Annotated in this window: 19 protein-coding genes and 3 tRNA genes; 1 reads left to right on the top strand and 21 read right to left on the bottom strand. The window is 60.2% G+C overall.

Annotation, left to right across the window (positions count from 1 at the left end; translation table 11 throughout):
* Position 1: 1 nt before the first annotated feature.
* From P3G59_RS10375 to leuC, 21 genes are all read right to left on the bottom strand, one after another.
* Complete coding sequence (locus P3G59_RS10375; RefSeq protein ID WP_277761441.1) at positions 2–541, bottom strand: (2Fe-2S)-binding protein; 540 nt, start codon at positions 539–541, stop codon at positions 2–4.
* On the bottom strand, positions 534–3,365 hold the full coding sequence (locus P3G59_RS10370; protein ID WP_277761440.1) for a xanthine dehydrogenase family protein molybdopterin-binding subunit: 2,832 nt from the start codon (positions 3,363–3,365) through the stop codon (positions 534–536). Before P3G59_RS10370 ends, P3G59_RS10375 begins: the two co-directional genes overlap by 8 nt.
* Before the next feature lie 479 nt (positions 3,366–3,844).
* Positions 3,845–3,921: transfer RNA gene (locus P3G59_RS10365), tRNA-Asp, on the bottom strand.
* Between the two features lie 93 nt (positions 3,922–4,014).
* Positions 4,015–4,091, bottom strand: a tRNA-Asp gene (locus P3G59_RS10360).
* A gap of 55 nt (positions 4,092–4,146) precedes the next feature.
* A tRNA-Val gene (locus P3G59_RS10355) sits at positions 4,147–4,222 on the bottom strand.
* Positions 4,223–4,403: 181 nt separating this feature from the next.
* Positions 4,404–5,180, bottom strand: coding sequence for an SDR family oxidoreductase (locus P3G59_RS10350; protein WP_122592463.1), 777 nt, complete (start codon positions 5,178–5,180; stop codon positions 4,404–4,406).
* Entirely contained in the window at positions 5,177–6,388 is a 1,212-nt protein-coding gene (locus P3G59_RS10345) for an O-succinylhomoserine sulfhydrylase (RefSeq protein ID WP_277761439.1), read from the bottom strand. The genes P3G59_RS10350 and P3G59_RS10345 overlap by 4 nt, the downstream gene beginning before the upstream one ends.
* 73 nt (positions 6,389–6,461) lie before the next feature.
* Complete coding sequence (purF, locus tag P3G59_RS10340) at positions 6,462–7,967, bottom strand: amidophosphoribosyltransferase (protein WP_007913462.1); 1,506 nt, start codon at positions 7,965–7,967, stop codon at positions 6,462–6,464.
* 41 nt (positions 7,968–8,008) lie between these two features.
* On the bottom strand, positions 8,009–8,569 hold the full coding sequence (locus P3G59_RS10335; protein WP_007913461.1) for a CvpA family protein: 561 nt from the start codon (positions 8,567–8,569) through the stop codon (positions 8,009–8,011).
* 98 nt (positions 8,570–8,667) lie between these two features.
* Positions 8,668–9,324 (bottom strand): SPOR domain-containing protein, encoded by a 657-nt coding sequence (locus P3G59_RS10330; protein ID WP_277761438.1) that lies wholly within the window; start codon positions 9,322–9,324, stop codon positions 8,668–8,670.
* Positions 9,308–10,615, bottom strand: coding sequence for a bifunctional tetrahydrofolate synthase/dihydrofolate synthase (folC, locus tag P3G59_RS10325; protein WP_277761437.1), 1,308 nt, complete (start codon positions 10,613–10,615; stop codon positions 9,308–9,310). The genes P3G59_RS10330 and folC overlap by 17 nt, the downstream gene beginning before the upstream one ends.
* Positions 10,612–11,532 (bottom strand): acetyl-CoA carboxylase, carboxyltransferase subunit beta, encoded by a 921-nt coding sequence (gene accD, locus P3G59_RS10320; protein WP_007913458.1) that lies wholly within the window; start codon positions 11,530–11,532, stop codon positions 10,612–10,614. The genes folC and accD overlap by 4 nt, the downstream gene beginning before the upstream one ends.
* Before the next feature lie 204 nt (positions 11,533–11,736).
* Positions 11,737–12,363 (bottom strand): phosphoribosylanthranilate isomerase, encoded by a 627-nt coding sequence (locus P3G59_RS10315; RefSeq protein WP_277761436.1) that lies wholly within the window; start codon positions 12,361–12,363, stop codon positions 11,737–11,739.
* A 65-nt stretch (positions 12,364–12,428) separates the two neighbouring features.
* On the bottom strand, positions 12,429–13,253 hold the full coding sequence (truA, locus tag P3G59_RS10310; protein ID WP_034152768.1) for a tRNA pseudouridine(38-40) synthase TruA: 825 nt from the start codon (positions 13,251–13,253) through the stop codon (positions 12,429–12,431).
* Between the two features lie 261 nt (positions 13,254–13,514).
* The gene (locus P3G59_RS10305) at positions 13,515–16,160 is read right to left on the bottom strand and encodes a FimV/HubP family polar landmark protein (RefSeq protein ID WP_277761435.1); all 2,646 of its coding nucleotides are present in this window, start codon (positions 16,158–16,160) and stop codon (positions 13,515–13,517) included.
* Positions 16,161–16,368: 208 nt separating this feature from the next.
* Positions 16,369–17,379 (bottom strand): aspartate-semialdehyde dehydrogenase, encoded by a 1,011-nt coding sequence (locus tag P3G59_RS10300; RefSeq protein WP_277761434.1) that lies wholly within the window; start codon positions 17,377–17,379, stop codon positions 16,369–16,371.
* Positions 17,380–17,628: 249 nt separating this feature from the next.
* Positions 17,629–18,741: an aspartate-semialdehyde dehydrogenase gene (gene asd, locus P3G59_RS10295; protein WP_007913448.1), complete on the bottom strand. Its 1,113-nt coding sequence runs from the start codon at positions 18,739–18,741 to the stop codon at positions 17,629–17,631.
* 66 nt (positions 18,742–18,807) lie between these two features.
* Entirely contained in the window at positions 18,808–19,890 is a 1,083-nt protein-coding gene (gene leuB, locus P3G59_RS10290) for a 3-isopropylmalate dehydrogenase (protein WP_003226430.1), read from the bottom strand.
* 54 nt (positions 19,891–19,944) lie between these two features.
* Positions 19,945–20,712 carry a class I SAM-dependent methyltransferase gene (locus P3G59_RS10285; protein ID WP_277761433.1) on the bottom strand — a complete coding sequence of 256 codons (768 nt, stop codon included), beginning with the start codon at positions 20,710–20,712 and terminating at the stop codon, positions 19,945–19,947.
* Between the two features lie 135 nt (positions 20,713–20,847).
* Entirely contained in the window at positions 20,848–21,492 is a 645-nt protein-coding gene (gene leuD, locus P3G59_RS10280; protein WP_250607291.1) for a 3-isopropylmalate dehydratase small subunit, read from the bottom strand.
* A gap of 11 nt (positions 21,493–21,503) precedes the next feature.
* Entirely contained in the window at positions 21,504–22,922 is a 1,419-nt protein-coding gene (gene leuC / locus P3G59_RS10275) for a 3-isopropylmalate dehydratase large subunit (protein WP_016984527.1), read from the bottom strand.
* A 140-nt stretch (positions 22,923–23,062) separates the two neighbouring features.
* On the opposite strand from leuC, the gene P3G59_RS10270 reads away from it, so the two are divergent.
* Positions 23,063–23,947 (top strand): LysR family transcriptional regulator, encoded by an 885-nt coding sequence (locus tag P3G59_RS10270; RefSeq protein ID WP_220558417.1) that lies wholly within the window; start codon positions 23,063–23,065, stop codon positions 23,945–23,947.
* Positions 23,948–24,019 lie beyond the last annotated feature (72 nt).

Here is a 24,019-nt window from a genome sequence, read left to right as displayed (position 1 = left end):
TTTAACCCTCTTTGACCAGGCCGAGATCGGTCAGCACGTTGCGAGTGGCGTTGTAATAACGCACGTACCCGGTGCAACGGCAGACGTGATGGCCGAGGCTGTCCTCGATGACTTGTTCGAGCTTGCTCTGCACGGTCGGCTGACGCTGCAGCTTTTCCACCAGCACGGTTGCAGCGTTGACGAAGCCCGGCGCGCAGTAGCTGCACTGGAAGGCGAACTCGTCAACGAAGCGCTGCTGGATCGGGTTCAACTCAGTGACCTGGCCCGACTCGTCGCGCTTGGCATGCGCTTCGATGGTGCGGACTTTCTTGCCCTCGAAGTAATGCGCGCCGGTGATGCAGGTGCGCACTTCTTCGCTAGTGCCGTCCGGGTTGTCGACGATCACCACGCAGGCGTGGCAGATGCCCTGGCCGCAGCCCAGTCGCGAGCCGGTGAGGTTTTTGTATTCGTGCAGGTAGTCGATCATCGGCAGGTCATCAGGGATGTCCACCGGGCCGACGGATTGACCATTGAGGGTCAGTTGAAACGGACGGTTAGCCATTGAGGGCCTCCTTGATGCGCGCAGCAGTGATTGGCAGATCGCGAACACGTTTACCGATGGCATGCGCCACGGCGTTACCAATGGCCCCGACGATCGGGATCATCACCACTTCAGCGATGCCTTTGGACGGATCGCTTGGCGACAGCGCCGGGAGAATCTCCGACGTCTGTTTCCACACGGCAACGTGACGCGCCATCGGCAGACGGTAACGGTTGAAGTTCCAGTCACCCTCCCCCGGCCCGCCTTCATACAGCGGCATCTCTTCCATCAAGGCGTGGCCGATGCCCATGGCGATACCGCCTTCGAGCTGGCCCTTGACCAATTCTTCGACCAACACACGACCGCACTCGACCCACGAATGGTGGTTGAGCACTTCGACTTCGGCAGAACCCTTGTTGACCTTCAGCTCGACCAGCGTGGCGACCGGGCTGTAGTAGGTCACGGCAGCGTTGTTCAACTGCACAACCGGGTAATTGATGTTCTGGCGATCCAACAGGTGGAAACCCGCCGTGCTCATCAACGCTTTCTTCGCCTTCGGCGCGCCATCGCCATATTTCACCGCCAGACCGTCGAGCGGCAGGCGTTCGCGCACGCCGTCGATGCTGTACTCAGCCTCCGCCCAGCTCCAGCGGTTGAACGCGTGAACGGTGGCGCCGGTCACCAGACCACGCTCGTGAGCGTGTTTGGCCAGCTCTTCGAAGCTCAGTGGTTGCATGCCGTTGGCAGTCAGTTTGCCGTCGACCCAGTGCGCATCTTCGCGACGTACAACGTAAGGGTTGGCTTGACCGCCATAAGGACCTTGACGCCAGATTTCCATGGCCGCCGGCCACAACCCGTTGTTGAACAGCACGCGCGCGGCTTCACGGGTGGCGTGACTGAAGTAGTAAGCCGAGTTGGTCGCCGACGACGCCGAGGCCAATTTGCCGACCCAACGCGGGTTGCGCAGCAGATTGTCCTGCTCGGCCTGGCTCATGATGTAAGGGTTGCCGCTGGTGATCAGCTGCATTTCCTTCCATTCGGTTTCGCCAGTCTTCACTTCGTGCGCCGGGCTGCCGAGGAAATCGGCAACAACCAGGGCTTGCGAGGTGGACATGCCGGTACCGATTTCGATACCGATATGTCGCAGGGTAATACGACCGTCGGCAGTGAATTCGATGCTGGCCATCGGCGCTTCCGAACCGGTGCCGAAGTCTTTCTGGCAAATGGCGAAACCCACGCCGTACCAGTTGTCCGGGTCTGCGGCTTCGCGTTGTTTCTTGATTGCGTCGCGGTTTTTCCAGACTTCGTGCACCGATGCCTTGTCGAGAATTTCGTGCAGGCGCAAAGCACCGGCCGGAATCGCGCCCTGAGTGTTTTTCATACCGGAACGCAGGGCGTTCTTGCGACGCAGGTCGATGGCATCGACACCGAGGCGATTGGCGATTTCATCGACCATCATTTCGGTCGACGCCATGCTTTGCAGGGTTCCGTAACCGCGCATCGAACCGGCCTCAACACCACGCGAGTGGTAAGCGGTGACTTGCAGGTCGTTCTGCGGCATGTAGTAGATCGACTGCGCCGCCGTGGCGCCAACGGCCGCTACCGACGGGCTGTAGTTGATCCGGCCACCACCGTCGACGCTCATTTCGGCACGGAAAATCTTGAAGCTGTAGTCGTTCTTGTCCACGGCCAATTGGTAGCGGATGTCGAACGGGTGGCGCTTGATGCCGCTCTGGAACTGCTCGTAGCGGTCGTTGGCCAAACGGATCGGCACACCCGCGCCATACAGCGCCGCGAGGGCAGCGTAGTAGACGAAGATGTTGTGGTCTTTGGAACCGTAACCGACGGTGTAACCCGGGTGCATGTTCAGGTTGGCCAGGCCGAAACGCGACGGCGCGATCATTTTCGCGGTCTCGGTCGCAGCTTCCAGCGGGCACTGAGTAGCTACCACGAAGTGCAGGGTCTTGGTTTTCGGATCGTACCAGCCGTTGCCGTTGTCCGGCTCCATGGCGGCCGGCTCGATCGACGGGGTTTTGTAGCGCTCGTCGAACACCAGCCAGTTGTCCGGCGGGGTATCGATCTCTTTCTTCATGCGGTCGGCGTAGAACAGGCCACGCTCGGTGAGGTTGCCGTGCAGGTTCGGCTGGGAATTCCATACCGGACGACGGTTCTTCAGCATCGGGAACAGGATCGAGTCCTTGAGGCTGGCGAATTCGTCTTCGTCGGCCGAGGTCGGGCCGCCCACACGTACATAGCGGAAACTACCGTACGGATCGCCTTCGTAGAACGGCACTTGGGCACCGTAACGAATCGCTTTGTCATTGAATTTGAGTTTGTTCTTGGCCTGGCGGAAACGCTCGAAATCGTTCCAGATCAGGATCGCCACCGGGTGACCGATGAACATCGGCACCTTGCCTTCTGGCAGCAGCGGATCCGGCGCATGCTCTTCCGGGAAGACGATGCCGTCCTTGTCCAGGTCGGCGGCGGTGACGATGCGGTCCGGCTGCAAATCGGCGCCAAGCCACGACAGGTCGTAGCCGGCGTAGATGCGGTCAGCCTTGATGGTTTTCAGCAACATGGCATGGCCTTGCTGCTCAGGCCAGCCCGGCATGTCCTTGGAACGGATGTCGCGAGCAAAGACTTTGCTGCCGCAGACCTTGGACAGTGCATCGTTACGCTGACGCGCCTTGCCGTTGTTACCGAGCCACTTCTCGGAAGGCACGGTGACAGTGTTTTCCATCAAGGCAGCCAGCGCCTGACTGCTGAGCGGCGTGAGCGTGACGCTCACACCCGCCACCAGCCCGCCCTGGAGGAACGAGCGCCGGGATATTTCACGGTTGGACATGGATCATCCTCTGGGCGGTTATACGTCCGCCCTTCTGGTTATCTACTGGGGAATCTCGAGTCTTGCAGAAGCCCTTCTTGGCTAAACGAAGGGCATGATGACAGTGCAAAGCTGACCGAAAGGTTAACTTTAAAGGTTTCTGCGCTCGCAGCAAACAACCAGTTACAAAAATTTGACTAAAGGATCAGAAAATCAATGCGACGTGGGACCGCATGAGTCCAATTGCCCCACGCCATACTCATGTAGGAGCTGACGAGTGAAACGAGGCTGCGATCTTTTGATCCTGCTTTTTTCAATCAAGATCAAAAGATCGCAGCGTGCCGCAGCTCCTACAGGGAGCCGGGTTACGTGATGGGATCGGAGGTCAAATTTCAGACACAAAAAACCCCGGTCTTTCGACCAGGGTCTTTGCTATCGGATCCGACTCAGCGAGGCTGACTTCGGTGCTTCAAGGCGTTCAGTGGTCCTTGAAGCAGATATGGCGCAGCGGACGGGACTCGAACCCGCGACCCCCGGCGTGACAGGCCGGTATTCTAACCGACTGAACTACCGCTGCGTATCGCTTTGAGCTTGCGCTCAAGTAACTCGTGTTGACTGCAAGCTTCGGTGCTTTGCAATCACGAACCAGACATGTCTGACTCGTAAAATATGGCGCAGCGGACGGGACTCGAACCCGCGACCCCCGGCGTGACAGGCCGGTATTCTAACCGACTGAACTACCGCTGCGCGTCGGTGCAGGCACTTTCAGCCTACGCTCTTGCTTACGCAAGTATCTCGGGAGTGGTGGGTGATGACGGGATCGAACCGCCGACATTCTGCTTGTAAGGCAGACGCTCTCCCAGCTGAGCTAATCACCCGTTTGCATCTCCGAGGCCGCGAAATTTACGCAGGTAGCGGACCTAAGTCAATAGCAGGATTGAAGTTTTTTTCAAAAACAGTTTTTAGCGGCAAGTCTCAAGCTGCAAGCAAAAGCATAAACATCCAAAGCACACACCGCGATCTCGCTTCAACTTGCAGCTCGACGCTTGCAGCTGGCACTCACTGCTCGTAAATCATCTTCTTGGTCATCCCGCCATCGACGACGAATTCCTGCCCGGTGACAAACCCGGCATTCCTCGAAAGCAGCCAGGCGACCATCGCCGCTACGTCCTCGACCGTCCCTACCCTGCCCGCCGGATGCTGAGCATGATCGGCATCCGCCAGAGGCTCCGCTCGACGTGCAGAAGGATCACGCGCATCGATCCAGCCCGGACTGACGGCGTTGACGCGAATCTCCGGCCCCAGACTGATTGCCAGCGCATGCGTCAGCGCCAACAAACCGCCCTTGCTCGCCGCATACGCCTCGGAGTCCGCCTCCGACTGTCGCGCACGCGTAGAGGCCAGATTGACGATCGAACCATTGTGCGCGCGCAGATACGGCGCACAGTGCTTGGCCAGCAACATCGGCCCGCTGAGGTTTACCGCCAGCACGCGATTCCAGTAAGCCAGGTCGAGACTTTCGAGCGTGATGTTGTGCGGGTCAGCGACCGCCGCGTTGCACACCAGTGCATCGAGACGACCAAACTGCCCCAACACCTCAGCGACACCCAGCGCAACCTGAGCCTCATCAGCAACGTCCATAGCGATGAACCAGGCATTTTCGCCCAGCACCTTCGCCACTTTCGAACCGCGCGCACGATCCAGATCGGTCAGCACCACTTGCCAGCCTTCGCTGATCAACCACGCCGCAATCCCCAGACCGATGCCACGCGCGGCCCCCGTGACCAATGCAACACGGCCATGGGTACCCGCTGTCGGAGTGGACAACTCGATCACAACGCCGCCAGGCCGCGCGCCAGGTCGGCTTGCAGGTCGGCCACGTCTTCCAGACCGACCGCAATGCGGATAAGGCTGTCACGGATGCCCGCCGCTTCACGCTCTTGCGGCGCCAGACGGCCGTGAGAGGTGGTGCTTGGGTGGGTAATCGTGGTTTTGCTGTCGCCGAGGTTGGCCGTGATCGAAATCAGGCGAGTGGCATCGATGAAGCGCCACGCGCCCTCTTTGCCGCCCTTGACCTCAAAACTCACCACCGCACCGAAGCCCTTCTGTTGACGCTGGGCCAACTCGTGCTGCGGATGGCTCTTGAGACCGGCGTAATGGACTTTCTCGATACCATCCTGCTGCTCCAGCCATTCGGCCAGTTCCTGGGCGTTGGCACAGTGCGCCTTCATCCGCAGGTTCAGGGTTTCCAGACCTTTGAGGAAGATCCACGCGTTGAACGGGCTCAGGGTCGGCCCGGCGGTGCGCAGGAAGCCGACGATTTCTTTCATCTGCTCGCTGCGACCGGCAACCACGCCGCCCATGCAACGACCCTGGCCGTCGATGAACTTGGTTGCCGAGTGCACAACGATGTCAGCACCCATTTTCAGCGGCTGCTGCAAGGCAGGCGTACAGAAGCAGTTATCGACCACCAGCATCGCGCCTTTGGCGTGTGCGATTTCAGCCAGTGCGGTGATATCGACCAGCTCGGCCAGCGGATTGGAAGGCGACTCGACAAAGAGCAGTCTGGTGTTGGACTTGATCGCCGCATCCCAAGCCGACAGATCGGCCAAAGGCACGTAATCGACTTCCACACCGAAACGCTTGAAGTACTTCTCGAACAGGCTGATGGTCGAGCCGAATACGCTGCGCGAAACCAGCACGTGATCGCCGGCACTGCACAGGCTCATCACTACCGCCATGATCGCGGCCATGCCAGTTGCGGTGGCAACGGCTTGCTCGGCGCCTTCCAGCGCAGCGATGCGCTCTTCAAACGCGCGCACAGTCGGGTTGGTGTAACGCGAGTAAACGTTGCCCGGCACTTCGCCAGCAAACCGTGCGGCCGCGTCGGCGGCAGTACGGAACACGTAGCTGGAGGTGAAGAACATCGGATCACCGTGCTCACCTTCCGGCGTACGGTGCTGACCGGCACGTACGGCCAGGGTATCGAACGCTACGCCTTCAAGGTCGCTGTCCAGCCGACCGGCATCCCATTCCTGACTCATGCTGTCACTCCTTGCCCTGTTCGTGAAAATTGAAAGTCAGATACAAAACCGGCCCCTCAGGGCCGGTAGAAACTCAGTTGTTGTACAGATCGATGATCGCACTGACCGCCTGGGTCTTGATCTTCGAGGAGTCGTTACGCGCCTGTTCGATCTTGTTCAGGTACGCCTCGTCGACGTCGCCGGTGACGTACTTGCCGTCGAACACTGCGCAATCGAAGTTCTCGATCTTGATCTTGCCGCCGCCGACCGCTTCGATCAAGTCAGGCAGATCCTGATAGATCAACCAGTCAGCACCGATCAGATCCGCCACGTCCTGAGTCGAACGATTGTGTGCGATCAGTTCGTGCGCGCTTGGCATGTCGATGCCGTAGACGTTCGGAAAGCGTACCGCCGGAGCGGCCGAGCAGAAGTAGACGTTTTTCGCGCCGGCTTCGCGGGCCATCTGGATGATCTGCTTGCACGTGGTACCGCGCACGATCGAGTCGTCGACCAGCATCACGTTCTTGCCGCGGAATTCCAGCTCGATGGCGTTGAGCTTCTGGCGCACCGACTTCTTGCGTGCGGCCTGGCCCGGCATGATGAAGGTACGGCCGATGTAACGGTTCTTGACGAAACCTTCGCGGAATTTCACGCCCAGGTGGTTGGCCAGTTCCAGTGCCGCCGTACGGCTGGTGTCCGGAATCGGGATAACCACGTCGATGTCGTGCTCTGGACGCTCGCGCAGGATCTTCTCGGCGAGCTTCTCACCCATGCGCAGACGGGCCTTGTAGACCGACACGCCATCGATGATCGAATCCGGACGCGCCAGGTAGACGTGTTCGAAAATGCACGGGGTCAGGGACGGGTTGGTCGCGCACTGACGGGTGTGCAGCTTGCCGTCCTCAGTGATGTAGACCGCTTCGCCCGGTGCCAGGTCGCGAATCAGGGTGAAACCGAGCACGTCCAGCGAAACGCTTTCGGACGCGATCATGTACTCGACGCCTTCGTCGGTGTGACGCTGGCCGAAAACGATCGGACGGATGCCGTGCGGGTCGCGGAAGCCGACGATGCCATAACCGGTAACCATCGCCACGACGGCGTAACCACCGACGCAACGGTTGTGCACGTCGGTCACGGCAGCAAACACGTCTTCTTCGGTCGGTTGCAGCTTGCCGCGCTGGGCCAGCTCATGGGCGAACACGTTGAGCAGCACTTCCGAGTCGGAACTGGTGTTGACGTGACGCAGGTCGGATTCGTAGATCTCTTTGGCCAACTGTTCAACGTTGGTCAGGTTACCGTTGTGCGCCAGGGTGATGCCGTAAGGCGAGTTGACGTAAAACGGCTGGGCTTCGGCCGAAGTCGAACTGCCCGCGGTCGGGTAACGGACATGACCGATACCCATGTGGCCGACCAGACGCTGCATGTGACGTTGTTGAAACACGTCACGCACCAGGCCATTGTCCTTGCGCAGGAACAACCGGCCATCATGGCTGGTCACGATACCGGCAGCGTCCTGGCCGCGGTGCTGGAGCACGGTTAGCGCGTCATACAGCGCCTGATTGACGTTCGACTTACCGACGATACCGACGATGCCACACATGCGACGCAACCCCTACTTAATGGATCTGAACTGAACAACACTCACTGAGGCGTTTTCGCCGACGGCAAGAGTTGCTCCTTGAACGGAATATCAGCGGGTACGCTGATTCCGCTGGCAAGCCACTGACTGCTCCACCCGAGGATCAGGTTTTTGGACCAGTCGGCGACCAATAGAAACTTTGGCACGAGCTGTGATTCTTTCCACCACCCGTCCTGCTGTACCGGCCCCAGGCTCAACAGCCCGACCGCCACGACCACCAGCAACACGCCACGCGCTGCGCCGAAGGCCATGCCGAGGAATCGGTCGGTCCCGGACAACCCGGTGACGCGAACCAACTCGCCGATAAGATAATTGATCATTGCGCCCACGATCAGCGTGGCGACAAACATGATGGCACAGCCCGCGATCACGCGAGCCGATGGGGTTTCGATGTATCCGGCGAGGTACTCGGACAATGAGCCACCGAACATCCAGGCGACGACTCCTGCGATGATCCAGGTCACCAGCGATAATGCTTCCTTGACGAAGCCGCGGCTCAAACTGATCAAAGCGGAGATGGCGATGATTGCAACGATCGCCCAGTCAACCCAGGTAAATGGCACAGTGCAGCCTACAGACGGATAAGGCGGCGCATTTTAGCAGAGCGCATGCCTCTCGGTAAGCTGCGATTGTCAGTGCATTTCAATCGAGGTGATAGTTTTTAGCCGCGCTCAGGCTGGAAACGCACGACAAAACCCTTGAGGTTCTGCTGACGCCCCAACAGATCACGCAGACGATCAGCCTCGGCACGCTCGATCAGCGGGCCGACAAACACCCGATTCTTGCCATCGGCCGAGCGGATGTAGGCGTTATAGCCCTGACTGCGCAGGGTTTTTTGCAGGCTTTCGGCACTGGCGCGGCTCGACAGACTGGCCAGTTGCACCGACCAGCTCACCGACAGGCCGTTGGCATCGACGCGACTTTGCGTGGTGTCCGGCTTGCTCGACGCCGAAGTGATCGGCTGGGCAGGTGCCGGAATCGGCTTGGCCACCGCAGGCGGCGCGGCCGGCTTGGCGATCAAAATGGGCGCCGTCGGTGCCGGTGCTGGCGCAACCGGTGTAGCAGGCGCCGTGTCTTCTGCGACTTCTTCGTCAGTCGGCACCGGCTCTTGCGGCAAGGCTTGCGGCTCGGGAACGGCCACCGTTTCCATCTGCACTTGTGCCACGGCAGGCGCTTGCGGCGCGGCGGGTGCTTCGACCGTTACCTGACGCTGCTCATCCTGACGGGAAAACAGCATCGGCAGAAAGATCACCGCCAGCGCAACCAGCACCAAAGCGCCAACCATGCGCTGCTTGTAAGCTTTATCCAGCAAAGCCATTTGCCGCTTCCTCCGTGGAGCGCCGGGCCAGCCATTCAAGGGCCTCGGCGACACAATAAAATGATCCGAACAACAGAATCTCGTCGTCGCTGGTGGCTACCGCGCACTGCCCTTCCAGCGCGGCAGCGACACTGTCGTAAGACGTGACGGACGCGCCAAGGTTCTGCAGGGCCGCATGCAACTCACTCACCGGGCGAGCACGCGGTGAATCCAGCGGCGCTACCGCCCAATGCTCGACACTAGCATTCAATTCGCCAACAACACCATCCAGATCCTTGTCCGACAGCAGACCGAACACCGCCAGTCGCTTGCCGACCGGTGGCCGCGAGGCCAGACGACGGGCCAGATACTCGGCGGCATGCGGATTGTGTCCAACATCCAGCAACAGATTCAGACGCTTGCCGTTCCACTCGAATGAGCGGCGATCCAGCCGACCGACCACGCGAGTCGCCTGCAACGCCGCCACAATCAGTTGCGAATCCCACGGCAAACCGAGCAACAGATACGCCTGCAGCGCCAGTGCGGCGTTTTCCATCGGCAGATCAAGCAGCGGCAAGTCACGCAGCTCAACCACATGCCCCTGCGCATCAGTGCCGCGCCATTGCCAGTGCTGATCTGTGATGCCGAGGTCGAAGTCACGCCCACGCAAGAAAAACGGACAGGCCAGCTCACGCGCCTTGTCCAGCAATGGTTGCGGAGGATTCAGATCGCCGCACAAGGCAGGTTTGCCCTGACGGAAAATGCCGGCCTTCTCGAAAGCCACAGACTCACGGGTGTCGCCCAGATAGTCGGCATGATCGACGCCAATGCTGGTGACCAGCGCGATATCGGCGTCAACCACATTGACCGTATCCAGACGCCCGCCCAGGCCGACTTCCAGCACCACAGCATCAAGCCCGGCCTGCTGAAACAGCCAGAACGCCGCGAGGGTGCCCATTTCGAAGTAAGTCAGGGAAGTGTCGCCGCGCCCCGCCTCGACCGCAGCGAAGGCTTCGCACAGCTGCGCGTCGGTGGCTTCGACGCCATTGAGTTGCACCCGCTCGTTATAACGCAGCAGGTGCGGGGAATTGTAGACACCAACGCTCAGGCCCTGCGCGCGCAGCAATGAAGCCACGAAAGCGCAGGTCGACCCCTTGCCGTTGGTGCCGGTGACCGTGATCACCCGAGGCGCCGGCTGGCCCAGCCCCATGCGGGACGCTACCTGTTGTGAACGCTCCAGGCCCATGTCAATGGCCGACGGATGCAACTGCTCAAGGTAGGCGAGCCATTCGCCAAGGGTGCGCTCGGTCATAGGCCAGCAGGTACCGGAGGAACCACGATCGGCTCGATTGGCGCGGCGACGAATTTCGGCGTCGGCTTGCCAGTCATCTGTGCCAGCAGGTTACCCAGACGCGGGCGCAGTTCCTGACGGTGGATGATCATGTCGATCGCACCGTGCTCCAGCAGGAATTCGCTGCGCTGGAAGCCTTCCGGCAGTTTTTCACGCACGGTTTGTTCAATAACGCGCGGACCGGCGAAGCCGATCAGGGCTTTCGGCTCACCGACGATCACGTCACCGAGCATCGCCAGACTCGCCGAAACACCACCGTAGACCGGGTCGGTCAGTACGGAGATGAACGGAATGCCTTCTTCACGCAGACGCGCCAGCACCGCCGAAGTCTTGGCCATTTGCATCAGCGAGATCAACGCTTCCTGCATGCGTGCACCGCCGGAAGCGGCGAAGCAGATCATCGGGCAGCGGTTTTCCAGCGCGTAGTTGGCGGCGCGCACGAAGCGCTCACCGACGATGGCGCCCATGGAACCGCCCATGAAGGCGAATTCAAAGGCCGAGACCACCACTGGCATGCCCAGCAAGGTGCCGCTGACGGAGATCAGCGCATCTTTTTCGCCGGTCTGCTTCTGTGCAGCGGTCAGGCGATCCTTGTACTTCTTGCCGTCGCGGAATTTCAGTCGGTCAACCGGTTCCAGATCAGCGCCCAGTTCGTTGCGACCTTCGGCATCGAGAAAGATGTCGATGCGCGCACGTGCGCCGATACGCATGTGATGGTTGCACTTAGGGCAAACGTCCAGGGTTTTTTCCAGCTCGGGACGGTACAGCACGGCCTCGCAGGACGGGCATTTGTGCCACAGACCTTCAGGCACCGAGCTCTTTTTGACCTCGGAACGCATGATCGAAGGGATCAGTTTGTCTACTAGCCAGTTGCTCATGCTTTCTTTCTCCAGTACCGGCGGCCCGAACGCTCTGGTTCGCAGCCCCGCGTATGCCCTTCAGCTAAATTCATGTGTGTGGCGATGGTGGCTGGGTGACCACGGTCAGCGCGAAACATGACCTGCGTGCCCTCCAGAAACCCTCAGCCGCGCCTGCTTTGTGCAAGTGCATTGATGGACGGCGGCAGACTGCCAGCCGTCACATCAATATGGCGCTTTGCGTACCGCGTTGATGAACGCGTGAATCTTTGCGTGATCCTTGATGCCCTTGCTCGCCTCTACCCCACCGCTGACATCTACCGCGTACGGTTTCACCCGAGCCACCGCGTCTGCAACGTTCTCCGGGGTCAAACCACCGGCCAGAATCAACGGCTTGCTCAAACCTTGCGGAATCAATGACCAGTCAAAAGCCTCACCGGTTCCGCCGGGCACGCCTTCAACGTAGGTGTCGAGCAGCACGCCACTGGCGCTCGGGTAGGCATCGACCGCTGCCGCAATGTCATCACCGGCCTTGACCCGCAACGCCTTGATATACGGACGATGCCAGCCTTCACAATCTTCAGCGGCTTCGTCGCCATGGAACTGCAGCAGATCCAGCGGCACGGCATCGAGGATTTCCCCCAACTCGCAGCGGCTGGCGTTGACGAACAGGCCCACGGTCGTCACAAACGGTGGCAACGCTTTGATAATCGCCCGCGCCTGCTGCACGGTTACCGCACGCGGACTCTTGGCATAGAACACAAACCCGATCGCATCCGCCCCGGCCTCGACGGCGGCCAGCGCATCTTCCATGCGGGTAATCCCGCAGATCTTGCTGCGAACGGCTGACATGTCGAGAAAAACTCCAAGGCAAAATCCGGGAAAGTCCCGGATGGTAACAAAAGCGTTCGAGGGCGTCAGCCGTCAAGTTCGGAGAAACCCGTAAGGAAATGTGGCCCGATAAAACGCTCGGGCAACGGAAATTCGTCGTGGTACTCGACCTGCACCAGATACAAGCCGTACGGATGCGCGGTCACCCCACCGGAGCGGCGCTCGCGGCTTTCGAGGACTTCCTTCATCCACTCGACCGGACGCTCACCCGCACCGATGGTCATCAATACGCCGGCAATGTTGCGCACCATGTGATGCAGGAAGGCATTGGCGCGGATGTCGAGCACGATCATCTTGCCGTGACGGGTCACGCGCAGGTGATGCATCTTCTTGATCGGCGACTTGGCCTGGCACTGGCCGGCGCGGAACGCGCTGAAATCGTGAGTACCGATCAGGTACTGCGCGGCCTCGGCCATGCGCTCGACATCCAGCGGACGATGGTTCCAGGTGATTTCTTCGTTGAGATGTGCCGGGCGGATCTGATCGTTGTAGATCACGTAGCGATAACGCCGGGCAATGGCTTTGAACCGCGCATGAAAATGCGCCGGCATCACCCGCGCCCAGCTGACGCTAATGTCATGGGGCAGATTGATGTTGGCGCCCATCACCCAGGCTTTCAGCGAACGATCGACCGTCGTATCAAAGTGCACCACTTGTCCGCAGGCATGCACGCCCGCGTCAGTGCGACCGGCGCACTGTAGCGACACCGGTGAGTTGGCGACTTTCGACAGGGCTTTTTCGAGCTCTTCCTGTACCGTCGCCACACCCGTCAACTGACGCTGCCAGCCGCTGTAGCGCGAGCCTTTGTACTCAACGCCCAACGCGACGCGGTAAAAGCCGTCAGGGGCCATTTCGGCGACCGGGTTATCTATGTTTGCCAAGGTGGGACAGCCTGCTGTTTGTGCAAAGGCGGGCATTATAAGGCTGTGGACCGGGGATGCCAGTTTCAAGATCAAAAGATCGCAGCCTTCGGCAGTTCCTACAGGGGAACGCGATCTCATGTAGGAGCTGCCGAAGGCTCGGGCCGCGATCGGACAATCTTTTGATACAAAAAAGACAAACAAAAACGGCAGCCTCACTGGGCTGCCGTTTTTTGTTTACTGCCGGAATGACTACAGGCTCGACAGCATGTCTTTGGCTTCGCCACGCTGCTTCTCGTCACCCTCGGTCAACACTTCGTTGAGGATGTCGCGCGCACCATCGCTGTCGCCCATGTCGATGTAGGCCTGGGCCAGGTCGAGTTTGGTGGCAGCCTCGTCGGTGCCAGCCAGGAAGTCGAAATCATCTTCCCCCAGATCACCACCGATTGCCGCGTCAGCTTCGGTGAAGGTCGGCTCGGCAACGCTTTGCGACAAGCGATCGAGCTCGGCATTGACGTCATCCAGTTCGGCTGCAAATGCATCAGGCTCAGCCGCCGGGTTACTGTCCATTTCGTCTGCCAGCGACAGGTCGAAATCGGCCGGCAACTCCAGATCATCCTGCGGCACGTCAGCCACGACCGGTGGTTCTGCCGGCGCCAGATCTTTCACGCCTTCGTCCAGATCCAGCAGGAAGTCATCGTCCGCCAAGTCAACCGCAGGAGCCGGTTCGGCACCCAGGTCCAGATCGAGGTCGAAGTCCGACAGATCATCGAGATTTTCTTTGATCTCTGTCTGCTGTTGCAGCACCGACTCGAAGCTCAGGTCATCGTCGGACGGGAATTCGTCCAGCTCGACCGGTGCTTCAGGCTCAACCACGGGCGCAGGTTCTACCGGCGTGATGTTGTCGAGATCGTCCAGGCTCAGATCAAACGCGCTGTCCAGATCGTCTTCCAGCGGTGCCGGCGCAGGTGCTTCAGGCTCATCCAGGAGCAAATCCTTGACGTACTGCGCGTCCAGTTCGGCAGCCACGGCAGCAGCGGCCAGACCCGCCGCAGCGACCACGGCCATGGCCGGGAAGCGGCTTTTCAGCTCTTCGACCTTGGCGAAGTTGTTGCCATTGGCCACCAGTTGACGCTCCTGACCGACGAACGCATCGCGGTCGCCCTGCTGACCGTAAACTTCCATCAGCTTCAGACGCAGATCACTGCGCTGTGGCTCGAGGCTGACGCCCTCCTCCAGCAGCGCGGCAGCCTGATTCAGGCGACCGGCGTTGATGTGCGACTGCGCCTTGTCGAGCACATCGTCGGAGCGTTCGGCGGCCGGCGCCACCAGAGGCGCGGCAATCGGTTCAGCCATCACGATCGGCGCGACAACCGGAGCCACTACCGCTGCCGGAGCAGGTGCAGGTGCCGGGGTGTTGAGCTTGACGCTCGCCGCCGGGGTTTCCAGACCTTCGAAGCTGCTTTCCGGCAGATCCTGCTCGGCAGAGAACTCTTGCTCTTCCGACAGGGCACGGGCCATGCGCAGATGTTTCTCGGCTTCCTGCTGGGCCTTGCGGCGACGGGCCAGCAGCAACAGCAGGAGCAGCAGAACCACAGCACCGCCACCAATCAGACCCAGCAGGATCGGATTGGTCAGCAGCTCGTTGAAGGTTTTCTCTTCATCGACGGGCGGTTTGGGCGCGACCACCGGCTCAACTGGCGTTTCAGCCGGCGGCGCAATGGCAGACTCTGGCGTCGGCGCCGCTTCTGCCGGGGTCGCTGGCGGCGTGGCGGCCAGTTCAGCAGTGATTGCAGGCACTGCCGGCGCAGCAGGATTGGCAGCCGGCGCGGCGCCCGCTCCTTCGGCCTGCAGTTTCGCCAGCTGATTGTTCTTTAGCTCGATCAGTTTTTGCAGCTTGTCCAACTGACTTTGCAGATCGGACATGCGGCTTTTCAGCTCCTCGTTATCACGACGGGTCGTGTCGAGGCTTTCCTGAGTGACCGCAAGTTTGTTGCTCAAGGCTTTGGCATCACCCGCCGGGCCTTTGCCGCGCGCCTTGGCGCTTTCGGCGGAGACCAGACTCAGATTGTCCTGGGCGTTCTGTGCAGCACCGGTATTGCCGCGTCCACGATTGGTCGCGTCGAGCTGCTGTTGGCCGCTGCCCGGTTTGGCTACGTAACGACGGCCCTGACGCCAGGCTTCGTTTTGCGCCGCCACTTCGGCAATCGCTTTCGATTGCGGCAGCGCGGTGCTTTGCACTGAATCCGGCAGACGCAACACCTGGCCGGTTTTCAGACGGTTGATGTTGCCGCCAATGAACGCATCCGGGTTGAGCGCTTGAATGGCCAGCATGGTCTGCTGCACCGAGCCGCCGCTGCGTGCCTTCGCGGCGATTTCCCACAGAGTATCGCGCGGCGTGGTGGTGTATTGCGTCGGGTGCGTGGCGCCCGTGGTCGGCGCAGCGATGGTCTGCGACGGCGCCGGTTGCGCGGCGGCATCAGCGGTCTGCGGCGAGAACTTCGATGGATCGAGCAGCACGCTGTAATCGCGCAGCAGACGGCCGTTCGGCCACATCACCTGGACGAGGAATTTCACCATCGGTTCCGACAGCGGTTTGCTCGAGGTCACGCGCAGCACGCTTTTGCCGCTGGCGTTGAGCACCGGGGTGAAGGTCAGATCATTGAGGAAGGCCTGGCGATCAACACCGGCCTTGGCAAAGTCTTCGGGTGAAGCCAGGCTCGGCACCACTTCGGCAGCGGTGAGATCCTTGACGTCGAGCAGCTCGATTTCAGCCACCAGCGGCTGGTTCAGGGTCGACTTCAGGGTCAGCTCCCCGAGCCCGAGGGCATGCGCCATACCGGAGGACAGCGCCGAGGCGGCCGCTATTGCTAACACCAGTTTGCGAACTTGAACCATAGCCTCATCCTTTGTTTGAACGTTCCTCGGCCAGCGAGAAGATGTTGAATACCGCTGCCGTAAGGCATTGCGCGCGACGACGACAGATGTCGCGCGCGATCATTTCTTTGATGCCCCGGAATGTCCCGGAGGGTGACACGTTATCGAGCAATCTGGGCAAGCATAGCGCTCACCTAGAATCAGTCGACAAATTGTTGCCAAGTATCTTTTACAGCAGGTCTTTTATCAACAACTCAGCCACCTGCACAGCGTTAAGGGCCGCGCCTTTGCGTACGTTATCTGACGTCAGCCACAGATTAAGTTCCGCCGGGTCGTCGACACCGCTGCGCACGCGACCGACATAGACAACGTCCTGCCCTACCGCGTCACCGACTGCAGTCGGGTAATCACCGGCCTCGACCAGTTCGATACCCGGCGCATCTTCGAGTACAGCGTTGACCTTGACCAGGTCGACGGCGCTCTTTGACTGCAAGGTCACGCTAAAGCTATCGCCAAAAAACACCGGGGCTTGAACGCAAGTTGCGGAAATCTTTAATAAAGGCAAAGCCAGCACCTGGCGCAACTCACGCACCAGACGTTTTTCCAGCAGCGTGTGGCCCTGTGCGTCGGGCGTGCCGACCTGCGCCAGCAGGTTGAAAGCCATCTGCCGATCAAAGAAGGTCGGTTCCAGCGGGCGCATGTTCAGCAGCTCGGCGGTTTGCCGCGCGAGTTCGGCAACGGCCTCACGCCCCTGCGCGGAAACGGCCAGATTGGCCGTGACATTCACGTATTGCAGATCGATCAGCTCAAGCAGCGGCGCCAGCACCACGGCGAGCGAGGCGGCCGACGGGCTTGGGCTGCTGACCTGGAACGGTGCTTTCAAACTGGCGAGTACTGCGGCGTTGGCTTCCGGCACCACTTGCGGCGCCTGATCGGCCGGCAGCGCGCCGGACAGGTCGATCAGCGAGCAACCGGCGGCGTGGGCACGCGCGGCGTAGCTCAGAGTGATCGCCGGGCCGGCGGCAAAAAACACCAGTTTGACCTTGCTGAAGTCGAACTCGTCGACTTCACGCACGCGTACGTTCTTGTTGCGAAACAGCACCGAACTGCCAGCAGATTCGCTGCTGGCCAGCAGGTGCAGGTTGCCGACCGGGAAGCTGCGCTCTTCGAGAATCTGTACGAGGGTTTCGCCGACAGTACCGGTGGCGCCGATCACGGCAATATCTAGGGTCTGGGTCATGGTGCGAGCCTCTGGCGAAACGGGGGGAGCGGCACTTTACCGGGTGACTGCCGCACAGGCAATTTCTGCCCAGCATTTGTGGTCGCTGTACCGGCCTCTTCGCGAGCAGGCTCGCTCCCACAGGGGAATGCATTTCAAAGTGGGAGCGAGCCTGCTCGCGAAGAGGCCGGCACAGTCACCCGAAAAATTTCAGGCATAAAAAAACCCGCACCTCTCACAAGGCACGGGCTCTCTCATTGCTTCAAGCGATCAACGCTCCAGCAAAATCCGCAACATGCGGCGCAGCGGTTCGGCCGCGCCCCACAGCAGTTGGTCGCCGACGGTGAAGGCACCGACGAATTGCGAACCCATGTTCAGCTTGCGCAGACGACCTACCGGAACATTCAGGGTGCCGGTGACCTTGGTCGGGCTCAGCTCCTGCATGCTGATCTCGCGCTGGTTCGGTACCAGTTTGACCCAAGGGTTGTGCTGGCTGATCAGCCCTTCGATATCGGCGATCGGCACGTCTTTGTTCAGCTTGATGGTCAGCGCCTGGCTGTGGCAACGCATGGCGCCGATGCGCACGCAGATGCCGTCGACCGGGATCGGGCTCTTGAAGCGACCGAGGATTTTGTTGGTCTCGGCCTGAGCTTTCCACTCTTCGCGGCTCTGGCCGTTCGGCAGTTCCTTGTCGATCCACGGGATCAGGCTGCCGGCCAGCGGTACGCCGAAGTTTTCGGTCGGGTACGCTTCGCTGCGCATGGCGTCGGCCACACGACGGTCGATGTCGAGGATCGCGCTGGCCGGATCAGCCAGTTGATCGGCGACAGCGGCGTGGGTTGCGCCCATTTGCTTGATCAGTTCACGCATGTTCTGCGCGCCGGCACCGGAGGCCGCCTGATAGGTCATGGCGCTCATCCACTCGACCAGACCGGCTTCGAACAGGCCACCCAGGCCCATCAGCATCAGGCTGACGGTGCAGTTGCCGCCGATGTAGTTTTTGGTGCCCGCGTCGAGTTGCTGGTCGATGACCTTGCGGTTGACCGGATCAAGAATGATCACCGCGTCATCGTTCATGCGCAGGCTCGACGCCGCGTCGATCCAGTAACCCTGCCAGCCGGCTTCGCGCAGCTTCGGGAACACTTCGCTGGTGTAGTCGCCGCCCTGGCAGGTCAGAATCACGTCGAGGGTCTTCAGCTCGTCAATGCTGTAAGCATCCTTGAGCGGAGCAATGTCCTTGCCCACGGACGGGCCTTGGCCACCGACGTTGGAGGTGGTGAAAAACACCGGCTCGATTAGATCGAAATCCTGCTCTTCCAGCATCCGCTGCATGAGCACGGAACCGACCATCCCGCGCCAACCGATCAGACCTACACGTTTCATCGCAACTACACCTTCTTGAAAAGTGGGCCGCTGCTTTGTATTGAATTTCGCAGCGGGCCCGAGAGATTACAGATTCCGCAGCGCGGCGACTACTGCGTCGCCCATTTCCTGCGTACCGACTTTGGTGCAACCGGCCGAATAGATGTCGCCGGTGCGCAAACCTTGATCAAGCACAACGCTGACGGCTTTTTCGATGGCATCGGCGGCGTCGTGCAGATTGAAGCTGTAACGCAGCATCATCGACACCGACAGAATGGTCGCCAACGGGTTGGCAATGCCTTTGCCGGCGATGTCCGGCGCCGAGCCGTGGCAAGGCTCGTACATACCCTTGTTGTTCGAATCCAGCGAGGCCGACGGCAGCATGCCGATGGAACCGGTGAGCATCGACGCTTCGTCGGACAGAATGTCGCCGAACATGTTGTCGGTGACGATCACGTCGAACTGCTTCGGTGCGCGCACCAGTTGCATCGCAGCGTTGTCGACGTACATGTGGCTCAGTTCGACTTCTGGATAGTCTTTTGCAACTTGTTCGACCACTTCACGCCACAGTTGGCTGGACGCCAGCACGTTGGCCTTGTCCACCGAGCAGAGCTTCTTGCCGCGAACCATGGCCATGTCGAAACCGACACGGGCGATGCGGCGGATTTCGCTTTCGCTGTACGGCAGCGTGTCATAGGACTGACGCTCGCCGTTTTCCAGGGTACGCGTGCCGCGCGGCGCGCCGAAGTAGATGCCACCGGTCAGCTCACGGACGATCAGGATGTCCAGACCGGCAACGATTTCCGGCTTCAGGCTCGAAGCGTCGGCCAGCTGCGGATACAGGATCGCCGGGCGCAGGTTGCCGAACAGACCCAGTTGCGCGCGGATTTTCAGCAGGCCGCGCTCAGGGCGGATGTCACGCTCGATGGTGTCCCATTTCGGGCCACCGACGGCGCCCAGCAGCACGGCATCGGCAGCGCGGGCACGGTCGAGAGTTTCGTCGGCCAGCGGCACGCCGTGCTTGTCGATGGCGGCGCCACCGATCACGTCATGGCTCAGCTCGAAGCCCAGGCTGTACTTGTCGTTGGCCAGTTCCAGCACCTTGACCGCTTCGGCCATGATTTCCGGACCAATACCGTCACCTGGGAGAATCAGAATCTGCTTGCTCATGCTTTCCTCGTGTCTTCAGTCGGTGCGCCTTTACCGGCACGCCCGGAAAATTTGTTATTTCTCGGCCATCAGCACGATGACATCTGTACTGAACGAGCCATCGGCATCAATCTCAAAATATTCGCGCACTTCGTTGCCCATCGACTGCTGCAACTGGCGGATCGCCGCGCGCAACACTTCAGGCGTGCGCATGCGTTCAACCCAACTGCTGTACTCCAGACGCAGGCGCTGCCGCGTGGTACTGCGCACGTGCAAACCGGCCTCGCTGACCTGACGCAGCCATTCGGCGGCAGAATAATCGCGGACATGGCTGGTGTCGCGCAGTACTTCGACGCTTTGCAGGTAAGTGTCGAACAACGGACTGCCCGGTGACAACACGTCAACGAACGCCGCCACCCCACCCGGTTTCAGCACCCGGCGCACTTCACGCAGGGCCACACCGAGATCGCTCCAGTGATGCGCCGAATAACGGCTGAACACAAAGTCGAACTCGCCGTCAGCAAACGGCAGACGCTCGGCGGCGCCGTTGACTGTGGCAATGTTGCTCATGCCGCGATCAACGGCAGCGGCGGCGACCACGTCGAGCATCTGCTGCGACAGGTCATAAGCCACCACTTCCTTGACCAGCGGTGCGACATGGAAACTGACGTGACCGGCACCGCAACCCAGATCCAGAACTCGCGCCTCGCCCTGCCCGGCCAACTCAGCTTGTAGGAGTGCGAATTCAGTGCCTTGCGCGTGAACGGCGCTGCTCAGGTAGGCGGCGGCCTGTTCACCGAATTGCTTTTGTACGACCTGAGTGTGCTGGGCGGTGCTGGTCATGGGGACTTCCTTTTTGGGGTGAGTCTTGTGGTGCTTTTTGAGGGCCTCATCGCGAGCAGGCTCACTCCTACAGGGGAACGCATTTCAAATGTAGGAGTGAGCCTGCTCGCGATGGCGTCATTCGCCATACACAAATCACGCGTCGCGGAACAACCACGGCTGGCTCACCCGATGCTTGGCCTCAAACGCGGCAATCGCATCGCCGTCCTGCAAGGTCAGGCCGATATCGTCCAGACCGTTCAACAAGCAGTGCTTGCGGAACGCATCGATTTCAAAGCTGTACACCTTGCCATCCGGGCGGGTCACGGTCTGCGCCTGCAGATCGACCTGCAGTTGATAACCCGGCTCGGCCTCGACCTGCTTGAACAACTCATCGACTTCAGCGTCGCTCAAGATGATCGGCAGCAAACCGTTCTTGAAGCTGTTGTTAAAGAAGATGTCGGCATAGCTCGGCGCGATGATGCTGCGGAAACCATATTCTTCCAGCGCCCACGGCGCGTGTTCACGGCTGGAGCCGCAACCGAAGTTTTCGCGGGCGAGCAATACGCTGGCGCCCTGATAACGCTCGGCGTTGAGGACGAAGTCCTTGTTCAGCGGACGCTTGGAGTTGTCCTGATACGGCTGGCCGACATCGAGGTAACGCCACTCGTCGAACAGGTTCGGACCGAAACCGGTGCGCTTGATCGACTTCAAGAACTGCTTCGGAATGATCTGGTCGGTGTCGACGTTGGCACGATCCAAAGGCGCGACAAGACCAGTGTGCTGGGTAAAAGCTTTCATGCTGCGCTCCTTTAGATCAATTCACGAACGTCGATGAAACGACCGTTCACCGCTGCCGCTGCCGCCATGGCCGGGCTGACGAGGTGGGTACGGCCACCGGCGCCCTGACGGCCTTCGAAGTTACGGTTGGAGGTCGAGGCGCAATGCTCGCCGGACTCCAAACGGTCCGGGTTCATCGCCAGGCACATCGAGCAGCCCGGCTCACGCCATTCGAAACCGGCTTCAAGGAAAATTTTGTCGAGGCCTTCGGCTTCGGCTTGCGCCTTGACCAGACCCGAGCCCGGCACCACGATCGCCTGTTTGATGGTCGAGGCAACTTTGCGGCCCTTGGCAATCACGGCTGCAGCGCGCAAATCTTCAATCCGCGAGTTGGTGCAGGAACCGATGAACACGCGATCCAGCTGAATGTCGGTGATCGCCTGATTGGCGGTCAAACCCATGTACTTCAGGGCGCGGACGATCGAGTCGCGCTTGACCAGATCCATCTCTTTGGCCGGGTCCGGCACGTTCTGATCAACGGCCAGAACCATCTCGGGCGAAGTGCCCCAGCTGACTTGCGGCTTGATCTGTGCGGCGTCGAGTTCAACCACGGTGTCGAATTTGGCATCAGCGTCGGAAACCAGATCTTTCCAGGCTTCGACGGCCATGTCCCACTCCGCGCCTTTCGGGGCGAATGGACGGCCCTTCACGTAGTCGACCGTCTTCTGATCCGCTGCGACCAAGCCAACGCGGGCGCCGGCCTCGATGGACATGTTGCAGATGGTCATGCGGCCTTCGACGGACAAGTCGCGGATCGCGCTGCCAGCGAATTCGATGGCGTGGCCGTTACCGCCGGCGGTGCCGATCTTGCCGATCACCGCGAGGACGATGTCCTTGGCGGTCACGCCGAACGGCAATTGCCCTTCAACGCGCACCAGCATGTTTTTCATTTTCTTGGCGACCAGGCACTGGGTGGCGAGCACATGCTCGACCTCGGAAGTGCCGATACCGTGAGCCAAAGCGCCGAACGCGCCGTGGGTCGAGGTGTGCGAGTCGCCGCAGACCACGGTCATGCCTGGCAAGGTCGCGCCCTGCTCCGGGCTGATCACGTGGACAATGCCCTGGCGAACGTCGTTCATCTTGAATTCGACGATGCCGTATTCATCGCAGTTGTCGTCGAGGGTCTGAACCTGCAAACGCGAAACCTGATCGGCAATGGCTTCGATGCCGCCCTTGCGCTCTGGCGTGGTCGGTACGTTGTGGTCCGGGGTCGCGATGTTGGCATCGATGCGCCAAGGCTTGCGCCCGGCCAGACGCAGGCCTTCGAAGGCTTGCGGCGAGGTCACTTCGTGGATGATGTGACGATCGATGTAGATCAACGCAGAGCCATCGTCGCGCTGCTTGACCAAATGCGAATCCCAGAGCTTGTCGTAGAGCGTTTTGCCGGCCATCAGACGGTTCCTCATCAGCTTGTTTCTATGCCCTGGGCTTTTCAATAACCCTTTGGCTTGTGAGGCCGATCCTATGGGGTTAGATTAAATAACTCAAATTCATATTTTTTATGCTTTGGATAACCAACTGGAATACGAACATGGATCTGGCCAATCTCAACGCTTTTATCGCGATTGCCGAGACCGGCAGCTTCTCCGGCGCCGGCGAACGCTTGCACCTGACACAGCCGGCGATCAGCAAACGCATCGCCGGGCTGGAGCAGCAATTGAAGGTGCGCCTGTTCGATCGACTCGGTCGTGAAGTCGGCCTGACCGAGGCCGGCCGCGCCCTGCTGCCGCGGGCTTATCAAATTCTCAACGTACTGGATGACACCCGTCGTGCCCTGACCAATCTGACCGGCGAAGTCAGCGGCAGGCTGACGCTGGCCACCAGTCACCACATCGGTTTGCACCGTTTGCCACCGTTATTAAGGGAATTCACCCGCCGCTACCCACAGGTGGCGCTGGATATTCAGTTCCTCGATTCGGAAGTGGCCTACGAAGAAATTCTTCATGGCCGCGCTGAACTGGCGGTCATCACCCTGGCGCCGGAGCCTCACGCACTGGTCAAAGCCACGCCCGTGTGGGACGACCCGCTGGATTTCGTGGTCGCCCCCGAGCATTCGCTGATCAATAACGGTGCCGTCAGTCTGGCGGACATTGCCGGTCATCCGGCAGTTTTCCCCGGCGGCAACACCTTTACCCACCATATTGTCCAACGCTTGTTCGAGGCCCAGGGACTGACGCCGAACATCGCCATGAGCACCAACTACCTGGAAACCATCAAGATGATGGTCTCCATCGGTCTGGCCTGGAGTGTTTTGCCACGCACCATGCTCGACGAACAGGTGGCGAGCATCGTATTGCCGGGCATACAGCTCAGTCGCCAGCTAGGCTATATCTTGCACACTGAACGGACGCTATCGAATGCGGCAAGAGCGTTTATGGCCTTGCTGGATGCACAAATCGATCTGCCAGGGACTTAAGGCCAACTTGTGCTACTCCTATAGAGCCGCTACCCCTGTGCCTAACGCCACCATCAGCTCAAGGCCTGTCCA

This window comes from Pseudomonas sp. A34-9 (genome assembly GCF_029543085.1).
Lineage (GTDB): Bacteria > Pseudomonadota > Gammaproteobacteria > Pseudomonadales > Pseudomonadaceae > Aquipseudomonas.
Note: the sequence above shows the minus strand (reverse complement) of the source record. Positions and strands in the feature narration are given on the sequence as shown.